The 21,505-nt window shown below is 61.5% G+C and carries 18 protein-coding genes; 16 read left to right on the plus strand and 2 right to left on the minus strand.

The features are described from left to right. Positions 1 to 382: 382 nt before the first annotated feature. From FCL40_RS05960 to FCL40_RS06010, 11 genes are all read left to right on the plus strand, one after another. A complete protein-coding gene (locus FCL40_RS05960) occupies positions 383 to 1,723 on the plus strand; it encodes a Na(+)-translocating NADH-quinone reductase subunit A (RefSeq protein ID WP_136852555.1) in 1,341 nt (446 codons plus the stop codon). Next, entirely contained in the window at positions 1,723 to 2,949 is a 1,227-nt protein-coding gene (locus FCL40_RS05965; protein ID WP_136852254.1) for an NADH:ubiquinone reductase (Na(+)-transporting) subunit B, read from the plus strand. The genes FCL40_RS05960 and FCL40_RS05965 overlap by 1 nt, the downstream gene beginning before the upstream one ends. Next, positions 2,942 to 3,718 carry a Na(+)-translocating NADH-quinone reductase subunit C gene (locus FCL40_RS05970; RefSeq protein ID WP_136852255.1) on the plus strand — a complete coding sequence of 259 codons (777 nt, stop codon included), beginning with the start codon at positions 2,942 to 2,944 and terminating at the stop codon, positions 3,716 to 3,718. The genes FCL40_RS05965 and FCL40_RS05970 overlap by 8 nt, the downstream gene beginning before the upstream one ends. After that, the gene (locus FCL40_RS05975; RefSeq protein WP_136852256.1) at positions 3,718 to 4,347 is read left to right on the plus strand and encodes an NADH:ubiquinone reductase (Na(+)-transporting) subunit D; all 630 of its coding nucleotides are present in this window, start codon (positions 3,718 to 3,720) and stop codon (positions 4,345 to 4,347) included. Before FCL40_RS05970 ends, FCL40_RS05975 begins: the two co-directional genes overlap by 1 nt. Before the next feature lie 9 nt (positions 4,348 to 4,356). Next, positions 4,357 to 4,965 carry an NADH:ubiquinone reductase (Na(+)-transporting) subunit E gene (nqrE, locus tag FCL40_RS05980; RefSeq protein WP_136852257.1) on the plus strand — a complete coding sequence of 203 codons (609 nt, stop codon included), beginning with the start codon at positions 4,357 to 4,359 and terminating at the stop codon, positions 4,963 to 4,965. A gap of 34 nt (positions 4,966 to 4,999) precedes the next feature. After that, positions 5,000 to 6,223 (plus strand): NADH:ubiquinone reductase (Na(+)-transporting) subunit F, encoded by a 1,224-nt coding sequence (gene nqrF, locus FCL40_RS05985; RefSeq protein ID WP_136852258.1) that lies wholly within the window; start codon positions 5,000 to 5,002, stop codon positions 6,221 to 6,223. A gap of 13 nt (positions 6,224 to 6,236) precedes the next feature. Beyond that, on the plus strand, positions 6,237 to 7,274 hold the full coding sequence (locus FCL40_RS05990; protein ID WP_136852259.1) for an FAD:protein FMN transferase: 1,038 nt from the start codon (positions 6,237 to 6,239) through the stop codon (positions 7,272 to 7,274). Next, positions 7,271 to 7,495 carry a (Na+)-NQR maturation NqrM gene (gene nqrM, locus FCL40_RS05995; RefSeq protein WP_136852260.1) on the plus strand — a complete coding sequence of 75 codons (225 nt, stop codon included), beginning with the start codon at positions 7,271 to 7,273 and terminating at the stop codon, positions 7,493 to 7,495. The genes FCL40_RS05990 and nqrM overlap by 4 nt, the downstream gene beginning before the upstream one ends. Positions 7,496 to 7,922: 427 nt before the next feature. After that, the gene (locus tag FCL40_RS06000; RefSeq protein WP_169307021.1) at positions 7,923 to 9,926 is read left to right on the plus strand and encodes a methyl-accepting chemotaxis protein; all 2,004 of its coding nucleotides are present in this window, start codon (positions 7,923 to 7,925) and stop codon (positions 9,924 to 9,926) included. Between the two features lie 113 nt (positions 9,927 to 10,039). Beyond that, entirely contained in the window at positions 10,040 to 11,089 is a 1,050-nt protein-coding gene (dinB, locus tag FCL40_RS06005; protein ID WP_407644138.1) for a DNA polymerase IV, read from the plus strand. A gap of 259 nt (positions 11,090 to 11,348) precedes the next feature. Next, a complete protein-coding gene (locus FCL40_RS06010) occupies positions 11,349 to 11,756 on the plus strand; it encodes a hypothetical protein (RefSeq protein ID WP_136852262.1) in 408 nt (135 codons plus the stop codon). Positions 11,757 to 11,809: 53 nt separating this feature from the next. On the opposite strand, the gene FCL40_RS06015 is transcribed toward FCL40_RS06010, so the two are convergent. Then, the gene (locus tag FCL40_RS06015) at positions 11,810 to 13,267 is read right to left on the minus strand and encodes an aminoacyl-histidine dipeptidase (RefSeq protein ID WP_136852263.1); all 1,458 of its coding nucleotides are present in this window, start codon (positions 13,265 to 13,267) and stop codon (positions 11,810 to 11,812) included. 119 nt (positions 13,268 to 13,386) lie between these two features. On the opposite strand from FCL40_RS06015, the gene FCL40_RS06020 reads away from it, so the two are divergent. From FCL40_RS06020 to FCL40_RS06040, 5 genes are all read left to right on the plus strand, one after another. Next, positions 13,387 to 14,907, plus strand: a complete 1,521-nt coding sequence (locus FCL40_RS06020; protein ID WP_136852264.1) for a M17 family metallopeptidase — start codon at positions 13,387 to 13,389, stop codon at positions 14,905 to 14,907. Between the two features lie 1,290 nt (positions 14,908 to 16,197). Beyond that, entirely contained in the window at positions 16,198 to 17,487 is a 1,290-nt protein-coding gene (locus FCL40_RS06025; RefSeq protein ID WP_136852265.1) for an NCS2 family permease, read from the plus strand. A 128-nt stretch (positions 17,488 to 17,615) separates the two neighbouring features. Next, entirely contained in the window at positions 17,616 to 18,734 is a 1,119-nt protein-coding gene (gene proB / locus FCL40_RS06030; protein WP_136852266.1) for a glutamate 5-kinase, read from the plus strand. Further along, positions 18,731 to 19,978 carry a glutamate-5-semialdehyde dehydrogenase gene (locus FCL40_RS06035; protein ID WP_136852267.1) on the plus strand — a complete coding sequence of 416 codons (1,248 nt, stop codon included), beginning with the start codon at positions 18,731 to 18,733 and terminating at the stop codon, positions 19,976 to 19,978. The genes proB and FCL40_RS06035 overlap by 4 nt, the downstream gene beginning before the upstream one ends. A gap of 59 nt (positions 19,979 to 20,037) precedes the next feature. Next, positions 20,038 to 20,724 (plus strand): hypothetical protein, encoded by a 687-nt coding sequence (locus tag FCL40_RS06040; RefSeq protein ID WP_136852268.1) that lies wholly within the window; start codon positions 20,038 to 20,040, stop codon positions 20,722 to 20,724. On the opposite strand, the gene FCL40_RS06045 is transcribed toward FCL40_RS06040, so the two are convergent. Continuing rightward, positions 20,651 to 21,499, minus strand: a complete 849-nt coding sequence (locus FCL40_RS06045) for a hypothetical protein (RefSeq protein ID WP_136852269.1) — start codon at positions 21,497 to 21,499, stop codon at positions 20,651 to 20,653. The two genes, FCL40_RS06040 and FCL40_RS06045, sit on opposite strands and share 74 nt — an antisense overlap. Positions 21,500 to 21,505: the final 6 nt, after the last annotated feature.

Genomic DNA, 21,505 nt, shown 5'->3' on the forward strand with positions numbered 1-21,505 from the left:
GCCTCGGGTCGGTATAAAAAGCCACCGACGATTTCACTGTGAATATTGGAAATGAGGGACTGGAAATCACAAGGAATATGTGAGAGGTGAACTTGGTTAGTAAGGGATTTCACCTCCTTTCCGGCTGTTTAAGCGATTTTTGTTAATAGAAAGCCATTAATTACAGCAATCGATCCATTCAATGGTTATTTTCGTAGCAGTAACGATGTGTTTGGGGTATGATTCGCCCCGAGACAGCGTGACATGGATCTCACTAATAGTCATTTTTATGCGGCGGTTCATGTCTGGCTGGTGAATTGCTATCGAAGTCAACATGAATGGTCTCCTGGGCCCCGGATATCGGGCTTTGGGGGCGAAGTCCCAGACAGCAGTGCAAATGAGTATGATTACAATAAAGAAAGGATTGGATCTCCCCATAGAGGGGAGACCGGAGCAGGCAATCTGTGATGGACCCAAGGTCTCTCAGGTTGCGCTCCTGGGTGAAGAGTACCACGGTATGCGCCCCACCATGAAGATCAAGGAGGGGGAACGCGTCAAGCGAGGCCAGGTACTGTTCGAGGACAAGAAAAACCCTGGAGTCAAGTTCACCGCACCCGCCAGCGGTACCGTCAGCGCCATTAACCGGGGCGCCAAGCGGGTACTGCAATCCGTGGTGATCGACATTGAAGGCGATGACAGCGTTCGCTTCGCTTCCTACTCCAGCGACGAGCTGGCCGCCATCAGCCGTGAGCGGGTTCAGGAAAACCTGGTCAACAGCGGCCTGTGGACCGCCTTCCGTACCCGCCCCTTCAGCAAGGCACCGGCGCTGGACAGCCAGCCAGCCGGTATCTTCGTGACCGCCATCGACACCAATCCCCTGGCTGCCGATCCCATGGTGGTGATTGAGGAGGCGTACGAGGCGTTCTGTCAGGGGCTGGCCATCGTCGGTAAGCTGACCGACGGCAAGGTCTACCTGAACACCGGCGAGTCCCGGCTGGAGGTGCCAGAATCCGACCATCTGCAGGTGAGCCGGTTCAAGGGCCCTCACCCTGCCGGCCTGGCGGGCACCCACATTCACCACCTGCTGCCTGCAAGTCTGTCACGCACCGTCTGGCACATCGGCTATCAGGACATCATCGCCATCGGCAAGCTGTTCACCAGCGGAGAGCTGGATGCCGGCCGAGTGATCTCCCTGGCGGGGCCCCGGGTCACCAAGCCGCGCCTGGTGCGCACCCTGATGGGCGCCAGCCTGGTCCAACTGACCGAGGGCGAAATCAACAGCACCCACAGCCGGGTGATCTCCGGTTCAGTGCTCAGTGGCCACACCGCTTCCGGTGCCCACGGCTTCCTGGGTCGCTTCCACAACCAGGTGAGCGTGCTGGAGGAGGGGGACGAGAAGGAGCTGTTTGGCTGGCTTAAGCCCGGTGCCAACCAGTTCTCCCTGACCCGTGCCTTCCTGTCGCACCTGAGCCCAGGCAAGCTGTTTAGCATGACCACCTCCACCGGAGGCTCCGACCGCGCCATGGTGCCCCTGGGCAGCTACGAGCGGGTGATGCCACTGGATATCCTGCCCACCATCCTGCTGCGCGACCTGATCTCCAACGATACCGACAACGCCCAGCAACTGGGTGCGTTGGAACTGGATGAAGAGGATCTGGCGCTGTGCACCTTTGTGTGCCCCGGCAAGTACGACTACGGAGTTGAGCTGCGTCGTTGTCTTGAGATCATCGAGAGGGAAGGCTGATGGGTCTGAAGAACTTTATTGAACAAATCGAGCCGCAGTTTGAAAAGGGCGGCAAGTATGAGAAGTGGTACGCCCTGTACGAGGCGGTGGCCACCATTCTCTACACCCCGGGTAAGACCACCAAGGGGGGGACCCACGTTCGTGACAACATCGATCTGAAGCGGATCATGATCACCGTGTGGCTGTGTACCTTCCCGGCGATGTTCTTTGGTATGTACAACGTCGGCCTGCAGGCTCAGTTGGCGATGACCGAGGGCTTCGCACTGCCTGACATGTGGCAGGTGGGTCTGTTCCAGCTGCTGGGTGGTGAACTGACCTCCGCCACCGGCATCGGCGGCCTGATGCTCTACGGCGCCTGCTTCTTCCTGCCCGTGTATGCCACCACCTTCGCCGTGGGCGGCTTCTGGGAAGTGGTGTTCGCCAGCGTACGCAAGCACGAGATCAACGAGGGCTTCTTCGTGACCTCGGTGCTGTTTGCCTTGACCCTGCCCGCCACCATCCCCCTGTGGCAGGTGGCCCTGGGGATCACCTTCGGTGTGGTGGTGGCCAAGGAGCTGTTTGGCGGCACCGGTCGTAACTTCATCAACCCAGCCCTGGCTGGTCGTGCCTTCCTGTTTTTCGCCTACCCGCTGAACATGTCCGGTGATTCCATCTGGCGCGCGGTCGACGGCTACACCGGCGCCACCTACCTGAGCCAGGCGGCCTCCGGTGCCAAGAGCTTCGCCGACTACAGCTGGTTCGACGCCTTCAGCGATCCCGCCTGGTGGGACTCCTTCTACGGCTTTATCGGCGGCTCCATGGGTGAGACCTCTACCCTGGCGCTGGCCATCGGCGGCCTGATCATCATCTATGCCCGCATCGCCTCCTGGCGCATCGTCGCCGGCACCATGGTGGGCATGATCGCCATGGCCTCCCTGCTGAACCTGGCCGGCAGCGATACCAACCCCATCATGGCCATGCCCTGGACCTGGCACCTGGTTCTGGGTGGCTTCGCCTTCGGCATGTTCTTCATGGCGACCGACCCGGTTTCCGCCTCCTTCACCGAGCGTGGCAAGTGGGCCTACGGCATCCTCATCGGCGCGATGGTGGTGCTGATCCGCGTGGTGAACCCCGCCTTCCCCGAGGGGATGATGTTGGCCATCCTGTTTGCCAACCTGTGGGCACCTTTGTTCGACCACTTCGTGGTTCAATCTAACATCAAGCGGAGGCTGGCGCGTAATGGCTAAGAGTAACGACAGTTTTGGCAAGACTCTGGGAGTCGTGATTGGCCTGTGTCTGGTCTGCTCCCTGGTGGTATCCAGCGCCGCGGTGGCCCTCAAGCCCCTGCAAGAGAAGAACAAGGCCCAGGATACCCAGAAATACATCCTTGAAGCCGCCAACCTGATGGACAGGGTGAACGGCGACGTGGCCTCGGTGTACGACCAGTACATCGAAGCCAAGGTGGTGGATCTGGCTACCGGTCAGTTTGACGGCAGTATCGACGCAGACGCCTACGATCAGCGCAAGGCCGCCCGAGACACCGCCACCTCCGTGGTGCCTCAAAACGACATCGCCTCCATCAAGCGCCGCGCCAGCCTGGCCAAGGTGTATCTGGTGAAGAACGATGCCGGTGAGCTGGACAGCGTGATCCTGCCGGTGCACGGCTACGGCCTGTGGTCCACCATGTACGCCTTCCTGGCCCTGGAGCCGGACATGAACACCGTCAAGGCGATGGTCTACTACGACTTCTCCGACAGCGGCGAAACCCCGGGCCTGGGTGGTGAGGTTCAGAACCCCAAGTGGAAGGCGCTGTGGGTCGGCAAGAAACTGTTTGATAACCAGGGTGACCTGAAGATCCGCGTGGCCAAGATGGCCACCGACAAGCAACACGATGTGGACGCGCTCTCCGGTGCGACCCTGACCAGTAACGGCGTCCAGAACACCCTGATGTTCTGGCTGGGCGACGAGGGCTTCGGTCCCTTCATCGCCAATGCCCGTCAAGGAGGAGTCCTGTAATGGCTGAGAAATCAATGAAGGACATTGTCCTCGGTCCGGTACTCGCCAATAACCCCATTGCCCTGAACGTTCTGGGGATCTGTTCGGCCCTGGCGATCACCTCCAAGATGGAGACCGCCCTGGTGATGTCGATCGCCCTGACCGCGGTGACTGCCTTCTCCAACCTGTTCATCTCGCTGATGCGCAACCACATCCCCAACAGCGTGCGGATCATCGTGCAGATGACCGTTATCGCTTCCCTGGTGATCGTGGTGGACCAGGTGCTCAAAGCCTACGCCTATGACGTGGCCAAGCAGCTAACTGTATTCGTTGGCCTGATCATCACCAACTGCATCGTGATGGGGCGTGCTGAAGCCTACGCCATGAAGAGTCCACCGCTGCCCAGCTTCCTGGACGGCATCGGCAACGGCCTGGGCTACTCCGCCGTGTTGTTGGCCATCGGCTTTGTTCGAGAACTGTTTGGCTCCGGTACCCTGTTTGGTGTGGAGGTCCTCGCCAAGGTTACCGACGGCGGCTGGTACGTGCCCAATGGTCTGCTGCTGCTGCCCCCCAGCGCCTTCTTCCTGATTGGCTTTATCATCTGGGGTATCCGGACCGCCCGTCCGGAACAGGTTGAACCTAAGGAGTAAGGAAGGGTTATGGAACATTACATCAGCCTGCTGGTTCGGGCGATCTTCATCGAAAACATGGCGCTCTCCTTCTTCCTGGGGATGTGTACCTTCCTGGCGGTATCCAAGAAGGTCAAGACCGCCATGGGCCTGGGCGTGGCCGTTATCGTGGTACTGACTCTGGCGGTACCCTTTAACCAGCTCATCTTCCAGTTCATTCTCAAGCCGGGTGCTCTCTCCTGGGTGGGTATGCCCAACTCGGATTTGAGCTTCCTCAACTTCATCACCTTTATCGGCGTGATTGCGGCCCTGGTGCAGATCCTGGAGATGATCCTGGATAAGTTCTTCCCACCGCTCTACAACGCCTTGGGGATCTTCCTGCCCCTGATTACGGTGAACTGTGCCATCTTCGGGGCCGTCTCCTTCATGGCCAACCGTGAATACGGCCACATCGAGTCCGTTGTGTTCGGCCTGGGGGCCGGTGTGGGTTGGGCCATGGCCATCGTGCTGCTGGCGGGTATCCGCGAAAAGATGAAGTACTCCGACGTACCCGATGGACTGCGCGGTCTGGGCATCACCTTCGTGACCGCCGGCCTGATGGCCCTGGGCTTTATGTCATTTTCCGGAGTGTCGCTGTAAGCGGCGCCGAGAGTTGAAGTAAAAGGACGTGTCGATGGAAATTGTACTCGGCGTAACCATGTTTACCGCGATTGTACTGGTGTTGGTGCTGGTGATTCTGTTCGCCAAATCCAAGCTGGTCGCCGCCGGTGACGTGACGATTAAGATCAATGACGATGCCGATAAGAGCATCACCACAGGGGCCGGCGACAAGCTGCTGGGCGCCTTGGCCGGCAACGGCATCTTCATCTCCTCCGCCTGTGGTGGCGGTGGTTCCTGCGGCCAGTGCCGGGTGACGGTGCATGAGGGGGGCGGTGAGATCCTGCCCACCGAGCTGGACCATATCTCCAAGAAGGAGGCCAAGGAGGGCTGTCGTCTCGCCTGCCAGGTGGCGGTGAAACGGGATATGGATATCGAACTGCCCGAAGAGGTGTTCGGTATCAAGAAGTGGGAGTGCGAGGTTATCTCCAATGATAACAAGGCCACTTTTATCAAGGAGCTGAAGCTGAAGATCCCTGCCGGCGAGGTGGTGCCTTTCCGTGCCGGTGGTTACATCCAGATTGAAGCCCCTGCCCACCACGTGAAGTACGCGGACTTCGACATTCCGGAAGAGTACCGCTCCGACTGGGAGCGCTTCGGTTTCTTCAAGCTGGAGTCCAAGGTGGATGAGGAGACCGTCCGCGCTTACTCCATGGCCAACTATCCGGAGGAGGAGGGCATCATCATGCTGAACGTGCGTATCGCCACGCCTCCGCCAAACAACCTGACCCTGCCTCCGGGCAAGATGTCCTCCTACATCTGGAGCCTGAAGCCCGGTGACAAGGTGACCATCTCCGGCCCCTTCGGCGAGTTCTTCGCCAAGGAGACCAAGAACGAGATGGTGTTCATCGGTGGGGGAGCCGGTATGGCGCCGATGCGTTCCCACATCTTCGATCAGTTGAAGCGTCTGGGCTCCGATCGTAAGATCAGCTTCTGGTACGGTGCCCGCTCCAAGCGCGAAATGTTCTATGTCGAGGACTTCGACGGCCTGGCGGCGGAGAATGACAACTTCCAGTGGCACGTGGCCCTGTCCGATCCTCAGCCCGAGGACAACTGGGACGGTTACACCGGGTTCATTCACAACGTACTCTACGAGAACTACCTGAAGAACCACGAAGCACCCGAGGATTGCGAATTCTACATGTGTGGACCGCCGGTGATGAACGCCGCGGTGATCAACATGCTCAAGGACCTGGGTGTGGAAGACGAAAACATCCTGTTGGATGACTTCGGCGGCTAACCTGAGAGGCTTCATGCTGTATCGAGCCCCCAAAACCCTGTGGCTGGCCCTTGTCGGGCTGGCCATATTTCTCTCCGGCTGCACTCAGGCTCCCCAGGTGGAGTCCGTGTCCGGTCACACCATGGGCACCACCTATCATGTCAGCTGGGTGGATGCGCCCAAGCAGCACGATCCCCTGTTGCTCCAGGGCGAGATTGACCTGCGCCTCGGCCAGGTAAACCGCTCCATGTCGACCTGGAAGCGCAACTCGGAGGTGAGCCGTTTCAACCGCTTGGGACGGGTGGGCGGCATGGAGATCAGTGCCGAGTTCGCCACCGTGTTGCAGGAGGCCAAGCGGCTGACCCGGTTGACCGACGGTGCCCTGGACGTGACCGTGGGCCCACTGGTCAACCTGTGGGGGTTCGGCCCGGACGGCCGCATCGAACATGCTCCCGACGAGGCAGAGATCGCCCGCATCAAGGGCAGCACCGGGGATGACAAGCTGTCCATCAAGGGGCGCTGGCTGTTCAAGTCAGAGTCCGATCTCAAGGTGGACCTCTCCGCCATTGCCAAAGGTTATGGTGTCGATGTGGTAGCCCAGGTCCTGGAGGCCCGTGGCATCCACAACTACCTGGTGGAGGTGGGCGGCGAGCTCAGGGTGAAGGGGGTGAAGCCCGGAGGTCAGCCCTGGCGGGTGGCCATCGAGCAGCCGGATGCCATGGGTCGTGACGTCTTCAATGTGATTGAACCCGGCAACATGGCGGTGGCCACCTCCGGGGACTATCGCAACTTCTTCGAGGAGGACGGCGAACAGTTCTCCCACATCATCGATCCGGCCACCGGCCGACCGGTGAAGCATCATGTGGTGTCGGCGACGGTGCTTACCGACAGCTGCATGACCGCCGATGGCCTGGCCACGGCGATGATGGTGTTGGGCGTCGACAGGGGACTGGCCCTTGCCGAGGCACAGGACCTGGCGGTGATGCTTATCGAGCGCTCCCAGGGTCAGTTCCGAGTGCACTACAGCCCCGCCTTTAAGCAGTATCTGGAGCGCAAGGAGACACAGTCATGAACACCTTTATCGCTACCTTCTTGGTGATGGTGTCCCTGGTGGGACTGATGGCCATCGGCTACATCGTCAAACGTAAGACCATCAGCGGTTCCTGCGGTGGCCTCGGAGCTGTCGGTGTCGACAAGGCCTGTGACTGCCCAGAGCCCTGCGACCGACGCAAGAAGAGGATGGCCGATGAGGCCCGTCGTCAGAAGCTGATGGAGCAGCAACGGATCCTCTGATCGCCCTCTCCAGCCAGTCTCAGCGGGCTCCCCTGTCATGGGGAGCCCGTTTTTTTTGTCTCGCCGACGGCCGGGTCAGGCCGGCTTTCTCCCCCCCGGTCCCGGCGTGCGAACCGAGCTTATGGGCAAGGCGTTTTTTCTCACGAGTGGATTCTATAATTTTTGCTTATTTACAAAGATTTATAATACTTTGCTGGAATGTTTCGCTGAAATTTATTTTCTGTCAGTATGCTGAACATGGTTTGAAAGGAGGGGGCCGGGAGCCGTTCTGGTGATTGCTGCTGCTGTGGGTGCATCCAGTCGGTGAAACTGAGTGTTTGCTGGTTCGAAACTGGTGCCCCTCTCGAGAGCTTGTATCATCTTCAGTTTGGGTAATTTTGCCGATAGGCGAAATACCTGTGTGAAAACAACAATTTCAGGGAAGACTATGGACTGGTTCAGAGCCTCTTTAACCCGGCAGCTGGTGGGATCCATCGGTGGTGCCCTCTTTCTGATTCTCACGCTGATGACCATCTACCAGGTCAGCCAGACCCGTGAGGCGACTCGGCAACAGGTAAGCCACGAGGTCAGCCAGTTGGTGTCCGACAAGGCCGGTAAGATCGCTGCCTTCTTCGAAGCCAAGGGCGCCATCGTCCATTCGGTGTTTGCCAGCCCCCAGGTTCAGCGTTTCTTCGCCGCCTACGACGACCGGGGCGGTGAGCTGAGTCCCTTCGACGACTATCCTGAGGTGACCCGATACTTCCGTCACTTCTCAGATAAAGACAGCACCATCAAGAGCCTCTTCTTCGGCAGTGAAGCCACCCATGAGTACTTCGACCTCAACGGCCGCTACTCGGACGACCCCAGCTACTACACCAGCAAACGCCCCTGGTGGGGTGAGGCGCTGGCCAAAGACAGGCTCTACGTGACCGAGCCGGCGGTGGACGCCAACGATGGTTCGGTGTCGGCCACGGTGAAGCAGACGGTGTATGACGCCGACGGTCGCTTCCTGGGGATCGGTGGTATGGATATCCTTATCTCCACCATCGGGGAAACCCTGCTTTCCCAGGTGACCTACGAGGGGCAGGGGCAGCCATTCCTGGTGACCGGTGACGGCAAGCTGGTGTTCTTTCCCCTGTTCTCCGAGGCGTTTCCCCCCGGGTCGCTGCTGAGTGAGGTTGATCGCCAGTTCAGTGACTCCGAGGGGTTTGCCCTACTGGCCCGAGAACTGCTGGCCAGCGCCCAGGGGCAGGGCGAGGTGCGACTCCAGGGCCAGCAGCAACTGGTGCTGTGGCAGCCGGTGGACAGCGAGTTTCCCCAGGTGCACTGGAAACTGGGGCTGTTGTTACCCGCCGATGTGGTCAGTGCCCAGGTGACCGAAGAGGCCTGGGCCACCGGCACCGTGTCGGTGATGCTGACCCTGCTGGTCTCTGCGATGGTGTGGCTGCTGCTGCTGCCCTTCAAGTCGCAGATCCGGCGCCTGGTGGCGGCGATGGAGGCGATTGCCCAGGGGGACGGCGATCTTAGCCAGCGCATCAAGCTCAATCGCCAGGATGAGCTGGGCCAATTGGGCCGGGCGTTTAACCAGTTTGCCGATCGGGTCCACCAGCTGGTGAATCAAAGCATGGGCCTGACCGAATCGGTGTCGCGCAGCAGCACCCTGGCCACCGACGTCTGGCAGGAAACCCTCTCCTCCATGTCGGCCCAGAAGGGGGAGGTGGAGCAGGCCTCCACTGCCACCAGTCAGATGGCGCAGACCAGCGCCGAGATGGCCAGCCAGGCGGAGCAGGTGGCCCGTCATGCCGAGCAGGTGCATCGGCAGATGGGCCAGGCGGGTCTGGCCATGGGGGAGGGTAAGGCATCCCTGGCCGAGCTGGCCGGACAGATGCAGGAGTCCAGTGAGCTGGTGTCACGACTGAGGCAAAACGCCGACCAGATTGGCGAAGTGCTCAATGTCATTGGCACCATCGCCGATCAGACTAACCTGCTGGCGCTGAACGCCGCCATCGAAGCGGCCCGGGCCGGCGAGCAGGGGCGGGGCTTCGCCGTGGTGGCTGATGAGGTGCGCACCCTGGCGTCCAAGACCCAGGATTCCACCGCCAACATCCAGTCGATCATCGTCGGTCTGCAGCAGGCCAGCATCGAGGCGGAGCAGGCGATGACCCAAAGCTGTGAGCAGTTGCAACAGAGCCAGCAACGCAGCGATCAGGTTGTCGATACCCTGGATCAGGCCGGCCAGGCGGTGGCCGGGATTCAGCAGCAGGTGCAGGAGATGACCCAGGCCATCGCCCAGCAGGCCGGGGTGGCCGAGGAGATCGCCGCCACCGTGACCCGGGTCAACAGCCTCTCCGATGAGGCGGTCTCGCGGGGCGACCAGCTGGAGCGCAGCCTGGAGGAGCTGGTGGAGGGGGGAAGGCAGCTGGCCCAGGGGCTGAACAGCTATCGGGTCTAGGTCCGGTCCACCACTGTGATGGGAGGCGCCTTCTGGCGCCTCTTTTGATCGTTGGGCTTTCGGTTCCGGGGTGGTATGATTAAACTGTTTATATATACAGTATTGGTATGCGGGTGCAGCGCAAGATCATTCACATCGACATGGACTGCTTCTTTGCCGCGGTGGAGATGCGGGACAACCCTCAGTTGCGGGACAAGCCGATCGCCGTGGGCGGCCAGGCCTCCGGCCGCGGGGTGATCGCCACCTGCAACTATGCCGCACGCGCCTTCGGAGTGCGCTCCGCCATGCCGACCCACCGGGCCCAGCAACTGTGCCCGGAGCTGGTACTGGTGCCCCACAGGATGCCGGTCTACAAGGCGGTGTCCCAGCAGATCCACGCCATCTTCCGCCATTACACCGAGCTGGTGGAGCCCCTCTCCCTGGATGAAGCCTTTCTCGATGTCACCGGCAAGTCCCACTGTCAGGGCAGCGCTACCCTTATGGCCGAGGCGATTCGGGCCGAAATATTCGAGGCCACCGGCCTGACCGCCTCCGCCGGCATCGCCCCCAACAAGTTTCTGGCCAAGGTGGCCTCCGACGAGAACAAGCCCAACGGCCAGATGGTGATCCCGCCTGAGCGCACCGCCGAGTTTGCCGCTCGTCTGTCCCTGAAGAAGATCCCCGGCGTCGGTCCCAAGACAGCCGAGCGCCTGGCACGCCGCGGTCTGCTCAAGGGGGAGGACGTACTGGGGCTGTCTGAGGCGGAGTTGGAGGTGATGCTGGGCAAGTTTGGTCCGGTGCTGTGGCGTCGCTGTCGGGGCATCGATGAACGGCCGGTGGAGCCCAGCCGTATCCGCAAGTCGATCGGTGTGGAAACCACCCTGGCCCGGGACCTGCCAGATCTGGCCGCCTGCGAGGCGCAACTGGACGCCCTGCTGCCTGAGCTCGAGCGTCGCCTGGCCGCCGCTCAGCGAGGAATCAAGGGGCAGACGGTGAAGCTGAAGTTTGCCGATTTCGAGCTGACCACGGTCAGCCAGCAGAGCCAGCAGCTGGATCCCAAGCTGTTTCTGGCGCTGATGGGGATCGCCTTCCGGCGGGGAGGGGGGCGTCGGGTACGGTTGGTGGGGATCTCCGTGGAGCTGGCGGAGGGGAAAACTCTTCGGCAACTGCCTCTGCCTCTGTGATCGATGTCTTGTTTGATCCTCATCAAAACCGTTGCTTAAGCAACCAACTAAGCTGACATTGAGCTTCTGTAAAATGCCCGCCCAATCACCAGAGGCGTTGACGAAGCGGACAACCAGGCGTGTCCACTCCAACGAATCCCATCGACACCGCGAGCCTGGTTCCGGGCAGAGTCTGATTCCCTATCGGCCAAGCTGGCCCCTCAGCCTTTGCCATCAGCCGGTGACCAGCAATCCGCCGGCGCAAGGAAGGAGGTTAAGGATGAGAACCTTTGCCAAACAACTGTGCCTGGCCGCCGGTCTGATGATCCTGGTCGCGGGCGTCTGCTATGGCCTTGGCTATGGCTTCTATCAACACAAACCCCTGCGGGACGCCGACTATTTCAGCCTCTATGTGGGGGACAAGACTTTTTGTCGCACCGTGAACTACTACGATGAGAAGGGCGACGCCAAGAGGGTGGCCGCCCTGCTGGCCTACGCCGAAGAGAATGCCATGAGCTACCTGAGGCGGCGCTTCGGCAAGGATAAGGGGGCCGCCATCGTCAATGCCTGCGAGTTGCAGCGCCATGAGGCGCTTAAAGCCAGCTGCCGCGCCGAGCCGCATCGCCAGGTGGAACATCTGGTGCTGGAGTACAACAAGCCGACGGTCAGAAAGAAGAAGCTGATTTGATCCCTGCGCCGGGCACAAAAAAGCCGTCCATCAGGACGGCTTTTCTGTGCATCTTAGCGGTTGGGTATCGCCTTCAACACTTCGGTCAGCAACTGCCAATACTTCTCCACGGTGGCGATCTCCACCTTCTCATCGGGGGAGTGGGGGAAGCGGATGGTCGGGCCGATAGAGACCATGTCCAACTTGGGGTAGGGCTTCTTGAACAGGCCGCACTCCAGGCCGGCGTGGATCACCATGATGTTGGGCAGGGAGCCGAACTTCCGCTGATAGGTTTCACGCACGACCTGCATGATGGGCGAGGCGGCATCGGGTTGCCAGCCGGGGTAGGCGCCCGACAGGCTCAGTTCGGCGCCTGCCAGCTGCGCCAGGGCGGACAGCATGTTCTCCACCATTGAGCGGCCACTGTCGATGGTGGAGCGGATCAGGCAGAGGATCTCCACCCCGGACTGCTGGGTGGTTACCACCCCCATGTTGAGGGAGGTTTCCACAACGCCGTCGAACTCGTCGCTCATGCGGATCACCCCGTTTGGGGCGGCATGCATCAGTGCCACCAGCGTCTGCTGATCGGCGGCAGCGAACACCTCGGCGGGCGCGTCGGCGCTGCTCAGGGTCAGGGAGAGGCCGGGCTCGACCGCGGCCAGTTCATTCTCCAGTAGGGCGCGAAACTCGCTGATGCGTTGCTCCAGCCGGGCCAGGTTGGCCTGGGGCAGGCTGACGGTCATCCAGGCTTCTCTGGGGATGGCGTTTCTCAGGGAGCCGCCGCGCAGCGCCGACAGGCGCAGGCCGAGCTCGTCACCATGGCCAAACAGGAAACGGGCCAGCAGCTTGTTGGCGTTGCCCCGTCCCAGGTGAATATCACAGCCGGAGTGGCCGCCCTTGAGGCCGGTCAGGGCGATCTCCACCGTGGCCATCTCCTCCGGCAGGGCCTCGCGGGCCACCGTCAGGGTCAAAGCGGCATCGACGCCGCCGGCGCAGCCCATATACACTTCGCCCTCCTCCTCGGAGTCGGTGTTGATCAGGATCTCCCCGGTCAGTACACCGGCTTCCAGGCCAAAGGCGCCGGTCATGCCGGCCTCCTCGTCGATGGTCAGCAGCACCTCGATGGGACCATGCTCCAGGTCATCCGCTTCCAGTACCGCCAGGGCGGACGCCATGCCGATGCCGTTGTCGGCCCCCAGGGTGGTGCCGTCGGCGGTCACCCAATCGCCATCGATGTGGGCACGAATGGGATCGGTGCCGAAGTCGTGGTCGGTGTCGGCGTTCTTCTGCGGCACCATATCCAGGTGGGCCTGCAGGATCACCCCTTTGCGGGTCTCCATGCCGGCGGTGGCGTGCTTGCGGATGATGAGGTTGCCCACCTGGTCCAGTTGAGTCTCCAGGCCGCGGGCCTCGGCCCAGGCCTGGATATGATCGCGAAGGGCGATCTCCTGTTTGGAGGGGTGGGGGATGGAGCAGATGGTTTCAAACCAGCGCCACAGGGGCTGTGGGCTGAGGGAGCTGATTGGCTGCACGAGCGGGTACTCCTGTATTCGCCTGTTACTAGTGTCCCGCCAGTCTACCACAGCCCCGCCATGGCAACGTGCTATAGTGGCCGGACAAGGATTTCCCCGTGTAAAAGGAAGAGAACATCATGGCACAAGTGGAATTTTTTACCTCCGCCGAGGACGCCCTTTTTGGTGAGGGCGGTTGGGACGCGGTGTTGGTGGTCAGCCAGGAGTTTGCCCTGGAGAGCCATCCGGAGCTGGCGCAGCTGGTCAGCCACGCCGCCTCGGTGGATCAGCGCACCGGCAAGGAAGCCACCCTACTGCTGGCCCCAGGCCTGGCGGGAGGGCGGCTGCTGTTGGCTCCCACCGGCGACCTCAGTGACGACTACGAGGATGTGCGGCGGGTCTATGAAGCCGCCGAGGAGGGGGCCAAGATGGCGTTTCGTGCCGGCGCCCGTGCCATGCTGCTGCTGCTGGACCTGCCTGCGGGCGATCCCCGTTACCTGAACGCCGCCGAGGTGGCCGCCCTGGGCGTTGCCCAGGGCCTCTATCTCAATCCGGACGTGGAGTCGCAGCCCCGGGTGCGCATCGGTCTGATGAATGGCCAGGATGTGGTCCGTCTCAATGCCCTGGAAGCGGGGCGGGTGGCGGCGCGGGATCTCTGTGGCGGCGATCCCGAGCAGATGGCACCCCCGGCCTTTGCCGATTACTGTGTCAGCCTGTTTGCCGAGGAGCCGGTGGAGCTGTCGGTGATCGACGATCGCCAGCAACTGGAGCGGGAGTATCCGCTGCTGAGCGCCGTCTCCCGGGCCAGCTTCAACATTGCCCGTCATGCCGCCCGGGTGGTTCGAATCGATTACAACCCCGAGGGTGAGATCCATCAGACCTGGTTGATTGCCGGCAAGGGGGTGACCTTCGATACCGGTGGCGCCGATCTCAAGGTGGGCGGGGCCATGGCCGGCATGAGCCGTGACAAGGGGGGCGCCGCCGCCGCCGCCGGCTTTATGAAGGCGGTGGCGATGCTCAGGCCCCAGGGGATCCGGGTGGTCGCCGAGCTGGGACTGGTGCGCAATGCCGCCGGCAGTGATGCCTTCGTCCCCGATGAGATCATCACTAGCCATGCCGGTATCCGGGTGCGCATCGGCAATACCGATGCCGAAGGCAGGCTGGTGCTGGCGGATCTGCTGTCCCATCTTCGGGAGGCGGCCCAGGGGTCGCCGGCCCCCAGGGTGTTCTCCCTGGCCACCCTCACCGGTCATGTGGTGCGGGCCTACGGCCCCTATACCGGGGTGGTGGAAAACAGCGTGGCCCGTGTCTCTCAGCAGGGGCAACTGATGCAGCAGATCGGCGAGCGCTGGGGCGAACCGGTGGAGCTCTCCACCCTGCGCCGCGAGGACTTCGCCCAGGTGGCGCCCCGCAGTGAGTCCGAGGACCTGCTCTCCTCCAATAACGGGGCGTCGGTGAACATCAGCCGCGGCCACCAGTTTCCCCAGGCGTTTCTGCTCAAGGCCTCGGGGCTGGATAGACACCAGCTGGCCAGTGACCTGCCCATCCCCTACCTGCACGTGGACATCGCCGCCGCCGCGGTGGAGAAGCGGGATCCCCTCTATGGCAAGCCGACTGCCCGGCCGGTGGCCACCCTGCTGGCGATGATGGAGGAGCTGTAGGCGCCCGACATCGGGGGGCTGCCCGGCCTCCCGGTTCTCTCTACTGCTCCCCAGGCGTGAAACGGGCCCCGTAACCGTGATCCGGCTCTGCGCCCTGGGCCAGTCCCGTGTCGCCTGTCGCAAATTCCTAACGAAAGGTGATCTGATGCGCCGCATCCAGGGCCATATCATTTGGTTATCATGTAATAAACTTACAAAAATGGCCGTTTTTTTAAAAAGACTCACAGAAAAGCTTGTAATAAAATTACAGATTGGTATTATAGCAAGCGTCGGGAGGCAACTCCCCCTAGTAAAGACCGAGTTGGTCTTCATCGTCCCAACCTTGGGACGAGAGTTTCTCCAAGGAACCGAGACTGCTGTGCCAGGGAACCGCACCACTTGTACTAGGTGTTAGCAACTTTATCGGAGAAAAGATTATGAACTACCCATTCGGTTACGATGTTACCCTTTACGGCTCCTGGTCCCAGGGCCAGTGGAATGCCACCAGCATCTACTTCGCTGGTAACAGGTAACGTTCGGCGGCCAAGCCGCCATCGCCTCGATGAGGCAAAGCGTCTCCAAGGAACCGAGTGCTGTGCCAGGGAACCGCACCACTAATTTTGACAATCAGTGTAAGCAAATTTAGGAGAACACCCTATGAATACCCAGTTTGAATACCAAGTCCGCCTGTACGGCACCTGGTCTGCAACTGACTGGAACGCTACCGCCATCTACTACGCCGGTTAAGCGCTCCCCAAGGCGGCGGAGCCGCCCACGCCTCAAAGCGCTGAGGCAGCATGCTCTCCAGGGAATCGAGTCGTTGTGCCAAGGAATTGCACAGTATTTGTGCCAACAACGAATTGAGGAGAATGCCTTATGAAAGCCCCAGTCGATTACTCTGTAAATCTGATTGGCAGCTGGGCTAGCGCCAGCTGGAATGCCGCGGCGATCTACTTCGCTCGCTAAGCATCAACCTATTGTAATTTATTCAGTTATTTGACCTCATCTGTGTCGCCGGCCCCTTTGGCCGGGACGGTAAGGCCGAACATTTGTCATCCTTTTGCGCCGGCAACCCTGTTGCCGGCGTTTTTTTATCTCTTTTGGGGCTTTTCTCCGCCCAAACCCGCTAGCCGGATGTGTGCAGGTTCTGCTCACCGGGATCACATTCCTGAGCATTATCGCAACAGTTTCAGGTTCCTTTTACTCCCGTCCCTTGCTGAGGGGAGACGAAATCCGCATAATTGCGCCGCATCTGCTCCAGGCAGAAATTCTGTACCCAAAATATTAAAAAATTAAAAATTAGGACATCCTATGATGGAAAAGCTCTTCAAGCTGAAGGCTCATGGGACCAGTGTGCGCCAAGAGGTGATCGCTGGCCTGACGACCTTCCTGGCTATGGCTTATATTATCTTCGTGAATCCCTCCATGCTGGAGATGGCCGGCATGGACTCCGGGGCAGTGTTCGTTGCGACCTGTCTGGCGGCCGCCATCGGCTGCTTTATCATGGGGTTTGTTGCCAACTACCCGATCGCCCTGGCGCCCGGCATGGGGTTGAACGCCTTCTTCACCTTCGTGGTGGTGGGCCAGATGGGCTACGCCTGGCAAACCGCCCTGGGGGCGGTATTCCTCTCCGGTATCTGCTTCCTGCTGCTGTCGCTGTTCAAGGTGCGTGAGTGGATCGTCAACGCCATTCCCATGTCGTTGCGTCTTGGTATCGCCGCCGGCATCGGACTGTTTCTTGCGTTCATCGGCCTGCAAGGTGCCGGTATCATCGTCGATAATCCGGCCACCCTGGTCTCCCTGGGGGACGTCACCAAGTTCGAGAGCATCATGGCGATGTTCAGCTTCCTGCTGGTGATCACCCTGGTGCACTTTCGCAATAAGGCGGCGGTGCTGATCAGCATCCTGGTGGTCAGCGCCGTGGCGGTATTGACCGGCAAGCAGGAGTTTACCGGGGTGATCGCCGCGCCCCCCTCCATCGCCCCGACCCTGATGCAGATGGATCTGGCCGGTGCCCTGGATGTGGGCATGATCTCCATCGTGTTTGCCTTCCTGTTTGTCGACCTGTTTGATACCTCTGGCACCCTGATTGCCGTGGCTCAGCGCGGTAACCTACTGGATGACCGTGGCCGCCTGCCCCGCCTGTCCAAGGCGCTGTTCGCCGACTCCACCGCCACCATTGCCGGTGCCATGCTGGGCACCTCCACCACCACCAGCTATGTGGAGAGCACCGCCGGTGTGGCCTCCGGTGGCCGCACTGGCCTGACTGCCGTGGTGGTCGGCGTACTGTTTATCGCCTGCCTGCTGTTCTCTCCCCTGGCGGGAATGGTACCCGCCTACGCCACCACCGGGGCGCTGCTGTACGTGGCGATCCTGATGATGTCCGGCCTGGTGGGTGTGGACTGGGAAGACCTGACCGAAGCGGCCCCCGTGGTGCTGACCACCCTGGTGATGCTGCTCAGCTACTCCATCTCCCACGGTATCGCCGCCGGCTTCATCAGCTACGCGGCGCTGAAGCTGATGACCGGTCGAGTGAAGCAGTTGAACCCGGCGATCCTGGTGCTGGCCCTGGCCTTCATCGTGAAATACGCAGTGCTATAAAAAGCCAGTATAAAAAAGCAACATATCGTGATAGGCGTCCCCTTTGGGGGCGCCTTTTGTCGTTTTTAAGATGTGCTTTGAATTGGCCTGGGTTATAAAGGAGGGATGTATTTTTATCAGTGATTCCGATGTCTTCTCTCTCCGTTCCCTACAAACGCGTGGTGGTCAAGCTGGGCACCAGCGTGCTGACCTCCGGTGGCAACAGCCTGGATCGTGCCCATATGGTGGAGCTGGTCCGGCAGATGGCCCGTCTCAAGCGCAGTGGCTGTGAAATCATCCTGGTGACCTCCGGCGCCATCGCCGCCGGCCGCGAGCATCTGGGGCAGCCGGCTCTGCCCGCCAGCGTCGCCAGCAAGCAGATGCTGGCGGCGGTGGGGCAGAGTCATCTGATGCAGACCTGGGAGCACCTGTTCAACCTGTTCGGCATGCACGTAGGTCAGATGCTGCTGACCCGGGCCGACCTCAACGACCGCGAGCGCTACCTCAATGCCCGCGATACCCTGCATGCGCTGCTGGATTTCGGCATCATCCCGGTGGTGAATGAGAACGACGCCGTGGCCACCGCCGAGATCAAGGTGGGGGACAACGACAACCTTTCGGCCCTGGTGGCGATGCTGGCGGATGCCGATAAGCTGATCCTGCTCACCGATCAGAGCGGCCTATTTACCGCGGATCCCCGCACCAACCCGGAAGCGGAGCTGATCAGCGAGGTGAACCGCATTACCGATGAGCTGCGCAAGCTGGCCGGCGGCAGTGGCACCAACCTGGGCACCGGAGGCATGGCCACCAAGCTGCAGGCAGCGGACGTGGCCCAGCGGGCTGGCATCCCGGTGGCCATCGCCGCGGGTCACAGCGAGGGGGTGATCGAACGACTGGTGCGAGGCGAGTCGGTGGGCACCCGCTTCTGCGCCGATGAGGCGCCCCTGGATGCCCGTAAGCAGTGGCTGCTGGCGGCCCCGACGGCCAGCGGCAGCATCACCGTTGATGCCGGGGCGGTGCGCGCCTTGGTGGAGCAGGGATCCAGCCTGCTGCCCAAGGGGATTACCGCCATCAAGGGACGGTTCGATCGAGGGGCGGCGGTGTCCATCTGCGATCCCGAGGGGCATCCCATCGGCCGCGGCATAGTGCGTTACGATCACGCCAGCCTGACGCGGATCATCGGCTGTCACTCAGAGCAGATTGAGCAACATCTGGGATTCAGTTACGGCACCGTGGCGGTGCACCGAAATGACTTGGTGATTCTATGACGACAGATCTACAACTAATGGGCCGAGACGCCCGTCGAGCCAGCTTTGCCCTGCTGGGCCTGGGCCGGGCGCAGAAGGATGCCCTGCTGCAGACCATCATCGACCAGCTTCAGGTTCACGAGGCCACCATCCTGGAAGCCAACGCTGAGGATGTGAAGGAGGCAGAAGCACAGGGGCTCAGCGGCGCGATGCTGGATCGGCTGCTGCTGACGCCGGAGCGCCTGGCCGGGATCCGCGAGGATATCCACACCGTCATCGGTCTGCCGGACCCGGTGGGAGAAGACCTGGACTCCAAGCTGCTGGCCAACGGCATGCGCCTGAGCCGTCGCCGCATCCCCCTTGGGGTGCTGGGGGTGATCTACGAGGCGCGCCCCAATGTCACCATCGACGTGGCCGTGCTGGCCCTGAAGACCGGCAATGCCGCCATCCTGCGGGGCGGCAAGGAGACCCTGCGCTCCAACCTGGCGCTGGTGGCGGTGATCCACCGGGCCCTGAAGATTCATGACCTGCCTAAGGCCGCCATTGGCCTGATCGCCGATCCGGACCGGGCCCTAGTGGCCCAGCTGCTGAAGCTGGACAGCCATGTGGATATGATCATTCCCCGGGGTGGGGCCGGCTTGCATCAGCTGTGTAAGGAGCAGGCCACCATTCCGGTGATCACCGGCGGCATCGGCATCTGCCACCTGTTTGTGGATCAGAGCGCCGATCTGAGCCGGGCCCTGGAGGTGATCGAGAACGCCAAGGTGCAGCGCCCCACCGTGTGCAACGCCCTGGATACTCTGCTGGTACACCAGGCGGTGGCGGCGGCGCTGCTGCCCAAGGTTAAGGCCCGGCTGGCGCCCCAAGGGGTGACCCTCAAGGGGTGCCAGGCCAGCCAGAAGCTGGTGGAGCTGGAGGCGGCCGAAGAGGGGGATTTCGATCGGGAGTGGCTGTCGCTGACCCTGGGCATCAAGGTGGTGGCCGATGTGGATGACGCCATCGACCATATCCGTGACCATTCCAGCGAGCACTCTGAGTCGATCCTTACCCAGGACATGGCCAACGCCCGTTACTTTGCCGCCAGCATCAATTCGGCGGCGGTGTACATCAACGCCAGCACCCGCTTCACCGACGGCAGCCAGTTTGGCCTGGGCGCCGAGGTGGCGGTCAGTACCCAGAAGCTGCATGCCCGAGGTCCCATGGGGCTGGAGGCGTTGACCACGTATAAGTGGTTGGTCGAAGGAGACTACCACATCCGCGGATAACCCTTTCCATGCCGGGTTAGTGTAGCTAAACTAGCCCGGTTGTCTTTGCGGAAAAATCCATGAAATATCAGCATCGTCCTTTGGTCCGTCTCACCAATCGCATCGGCATTGCCGCCCTGGCGTTGCTGGTGGTGCCCTCCCTGGTGGCGGCCCTGGCGTTTCGGGGCGAAGCGGGTGAACACTTCAGTTTCCTCAATCACAGTCTGTCGGAGCTGGGCCGCTACGGTGATACCTCGCCGTTGGCGGTGATGGTGAACGGTGGGCTGTTCTTCGGCGGCTTGGCGTTAAGTCTGTCGTTTATCTTCTCTAATTGGCTGATTAACAAACATTTCAGGTCGCCATTGCTGGTGTGTGGGGTGCTGCTCAGCCTGTGTCTGTCCGGCTGCGGCCTGTTCCCGGTCAATGTCGGCAATCTGCACTCCAAGGCGATGATGGCGTTCTACGGAATGACCATCCTCTGTGCCCTGGTCTACTGCCGCTCGATCCTGATGGACAAGCCACCGCGATGGGGGGTGATCCCGGCGGTGGCGGCGGCCTCTTTGGCCACCAGCCTGTTGCTGCGCCAGGATGCCCTGCTGGTGTTGCAGGACCGCTACCCCTACGGCCTGTTCGGTGAGATGCGCCCGGTCATCTGGTGGCCCGCCCTGACCGGCTGGCTGCTGCTGCTGTGTGTTACCCTGTGGCTGTTCTATGCCCTGGTACTGGTATTTCGCGACGCAGACGACTCGCCCCTTGCGGATGCCTGAGCCCGGTCAGGCTCGCCAGCCACTGACCCTGCTGCCAGGGGCCAGGAATCACCCTTAGCCAGTGGGCTCCGGCCCGGCGCCACGCCTCGACACTGTCCAGCCGATCCACCGGCCTGACGCCGTGGTTCTGCGGTCCGTTGAGCCACAGTAGCGGTTCCTGCTCCAGGGTGCTGGCCATCGGCACCGGATGCTGCTGACACACCTTGTCACAGTGCGCCTTGTTGCGACCATGGATGCGGGCACTGGCGCAGCGGGCGGACACCGCCAGCTGCGGCCAGCCAAAGCCGAGGATCTCTCCCTCCAGGCCCAGATCATCCCCCGCCTCAAGCAGCAGCGTCATATTCTGTTCGCTCATGTCAATGGGCGGCTGATAGCCGGTGGCGCCGAGCCGGGCAGCCCAGGCCAGGCTATCCCTGTTGTAGAGATTGAGGTTGGCGCCGGCCCAGAACGGCCGGCCCAGATCGCTGAGCAGGGCGGCGGCGGTGAGATCGTTGGCCTCCACCATCAGGCTCTGCTGAGTGCACACCTGTTCCACCAGCTTCAGTTCCCGGGGGCCGTTGACCAGGTTGAGGCTGGCCAGCACCACCTGGATGCCGCGGGCTTGCGCCAGCTCCGCCGTCTCCAGCAGGGTGCGCAGGGCGGGGCGGTCCCGCTTCTCACACACGGTCTCCCCGACGACGATGCGCTGCACCGGCGCCTGATCCAGCTGATCCAGTTGCGTCTGCTGCTGCTGGCGGGTGAGGGGCCAGCAGTTGAGAGTCAGTGACAGTTGCATAGTTAT

It is taken from the genome of Ferrimonas sediminicola, assembly GCF_005116715.1.
GTDB lineage: Bacteria > Pseudomonadota > Gammaproteobacteria > Enterobacterales > Shewanellaceae > Ferrimonas > Ferrimonas sediminicola.

Coding starts and splice junctions, on each gene's coding strand:
- FCL40_RS05960 (WP_136852555.1), top strand. CDS start 383: ATGATTACAATAAAGAAAGGATTGGATCTCCCCATAGAGGGGAGACCG.
- FCL40_RS05965 (WP_136852254.1), top strand. CDS start 1,723: ATGGGTCTGAAGAACTTTATTGAACAAATCGAGCCGCAGTTTGAAAAG.
- FCL40_RS05970 (WP_136852255.1), top strand. CDS start 2,942: ATGGCTAAGAGTAACGACAGTTTTGGCAAGACTCTGGGAGTCGTGATT.
- FCL40_RS05975 (WP_136852256.1), top strand. CDS start 3,718: ATGGCTGAGAAATCAATGAAGGACATTGTCCTCGGTCCGGTACTCGCC.
- nqrE (WP_136852257.1), top strand. CDS start 4,357: ATGGAACATTACATCAGCCTGCTGGTTCGGGCGATCTTCATCGAAAAC.
- nqrF (WP_136852258.1), top strand. CDS start 5,000: ATGGAAATTGTACTCGGCGTAACCATGTTTACCGCGATTGTACTGGTG.
- FCL40_RS05990 (WP_136852259.1), top strand. CDS start 6,237: ATGCTGTATCGAGCCCCCAAAACCCTGTGGCTGGCCCTTGTCGGGCTG.
- nqrM (WP_136852260.1), top strand. CDS start 7,271: ATGAACACCTTTATCGCTACCTTCTTGGTGATGGTGTCCCTGGTGGGA.
- FCL40_RS06000 (WP_169307021.1), top strand. CDS start 7,923: ATGGACTGGTTCAGAGCCTCTTTAACCCGGCAGCTGGTGGGATCCATC.
- FCL40_RS06010 (WP_136852262.1), top strand. CDS start 11,349: ATGAGAACCTTTGCCAAACAACTGTGCCTGGCCGCCGGTCTGATGATC.
- FCL40_RS06020 (WP_136852264.1), top strand. CDS start 13,387: ATGGCACAAGTGGAATTTTTTACCTCCGCCGAGGACGCCCTTTTTGGT.
- FCL40_RS06025 (WP_136852265.1), top strand. CDS start 16,198: ATGATGGAAAAGCTCTTCAAGCTGAAGGCTCATGGGACCAGTGTGCGC.
- proB (WP_136852266.1), top strand. CDS start 17,616: ATGTCTTCTCTCTCCGTTCCCTACAAACGCGTGGTGGTCAAGCTGGGC.
- FCL40_RS06035 (WP_136852267.1), top strand. CDS start 18,731: ATGACGACAGATCTACAACTAATGGGCCGAGACGCCCGTCGAGCCAGC.
- FCL40_RS06040 (WP_136852268.1), top strand. CDS start 20,038: ATGAAATATCAGCATCGTCCTTTGGTCCGTCTCACCAATCGCATCGGC.
- FCL40_RS06045 (WP_136852269.1), bottom strand. CDS start 21,499: ATGCAACTGTCACTGACTCTCAACTGCTGGCCCCTCACCCGCCAGCAG.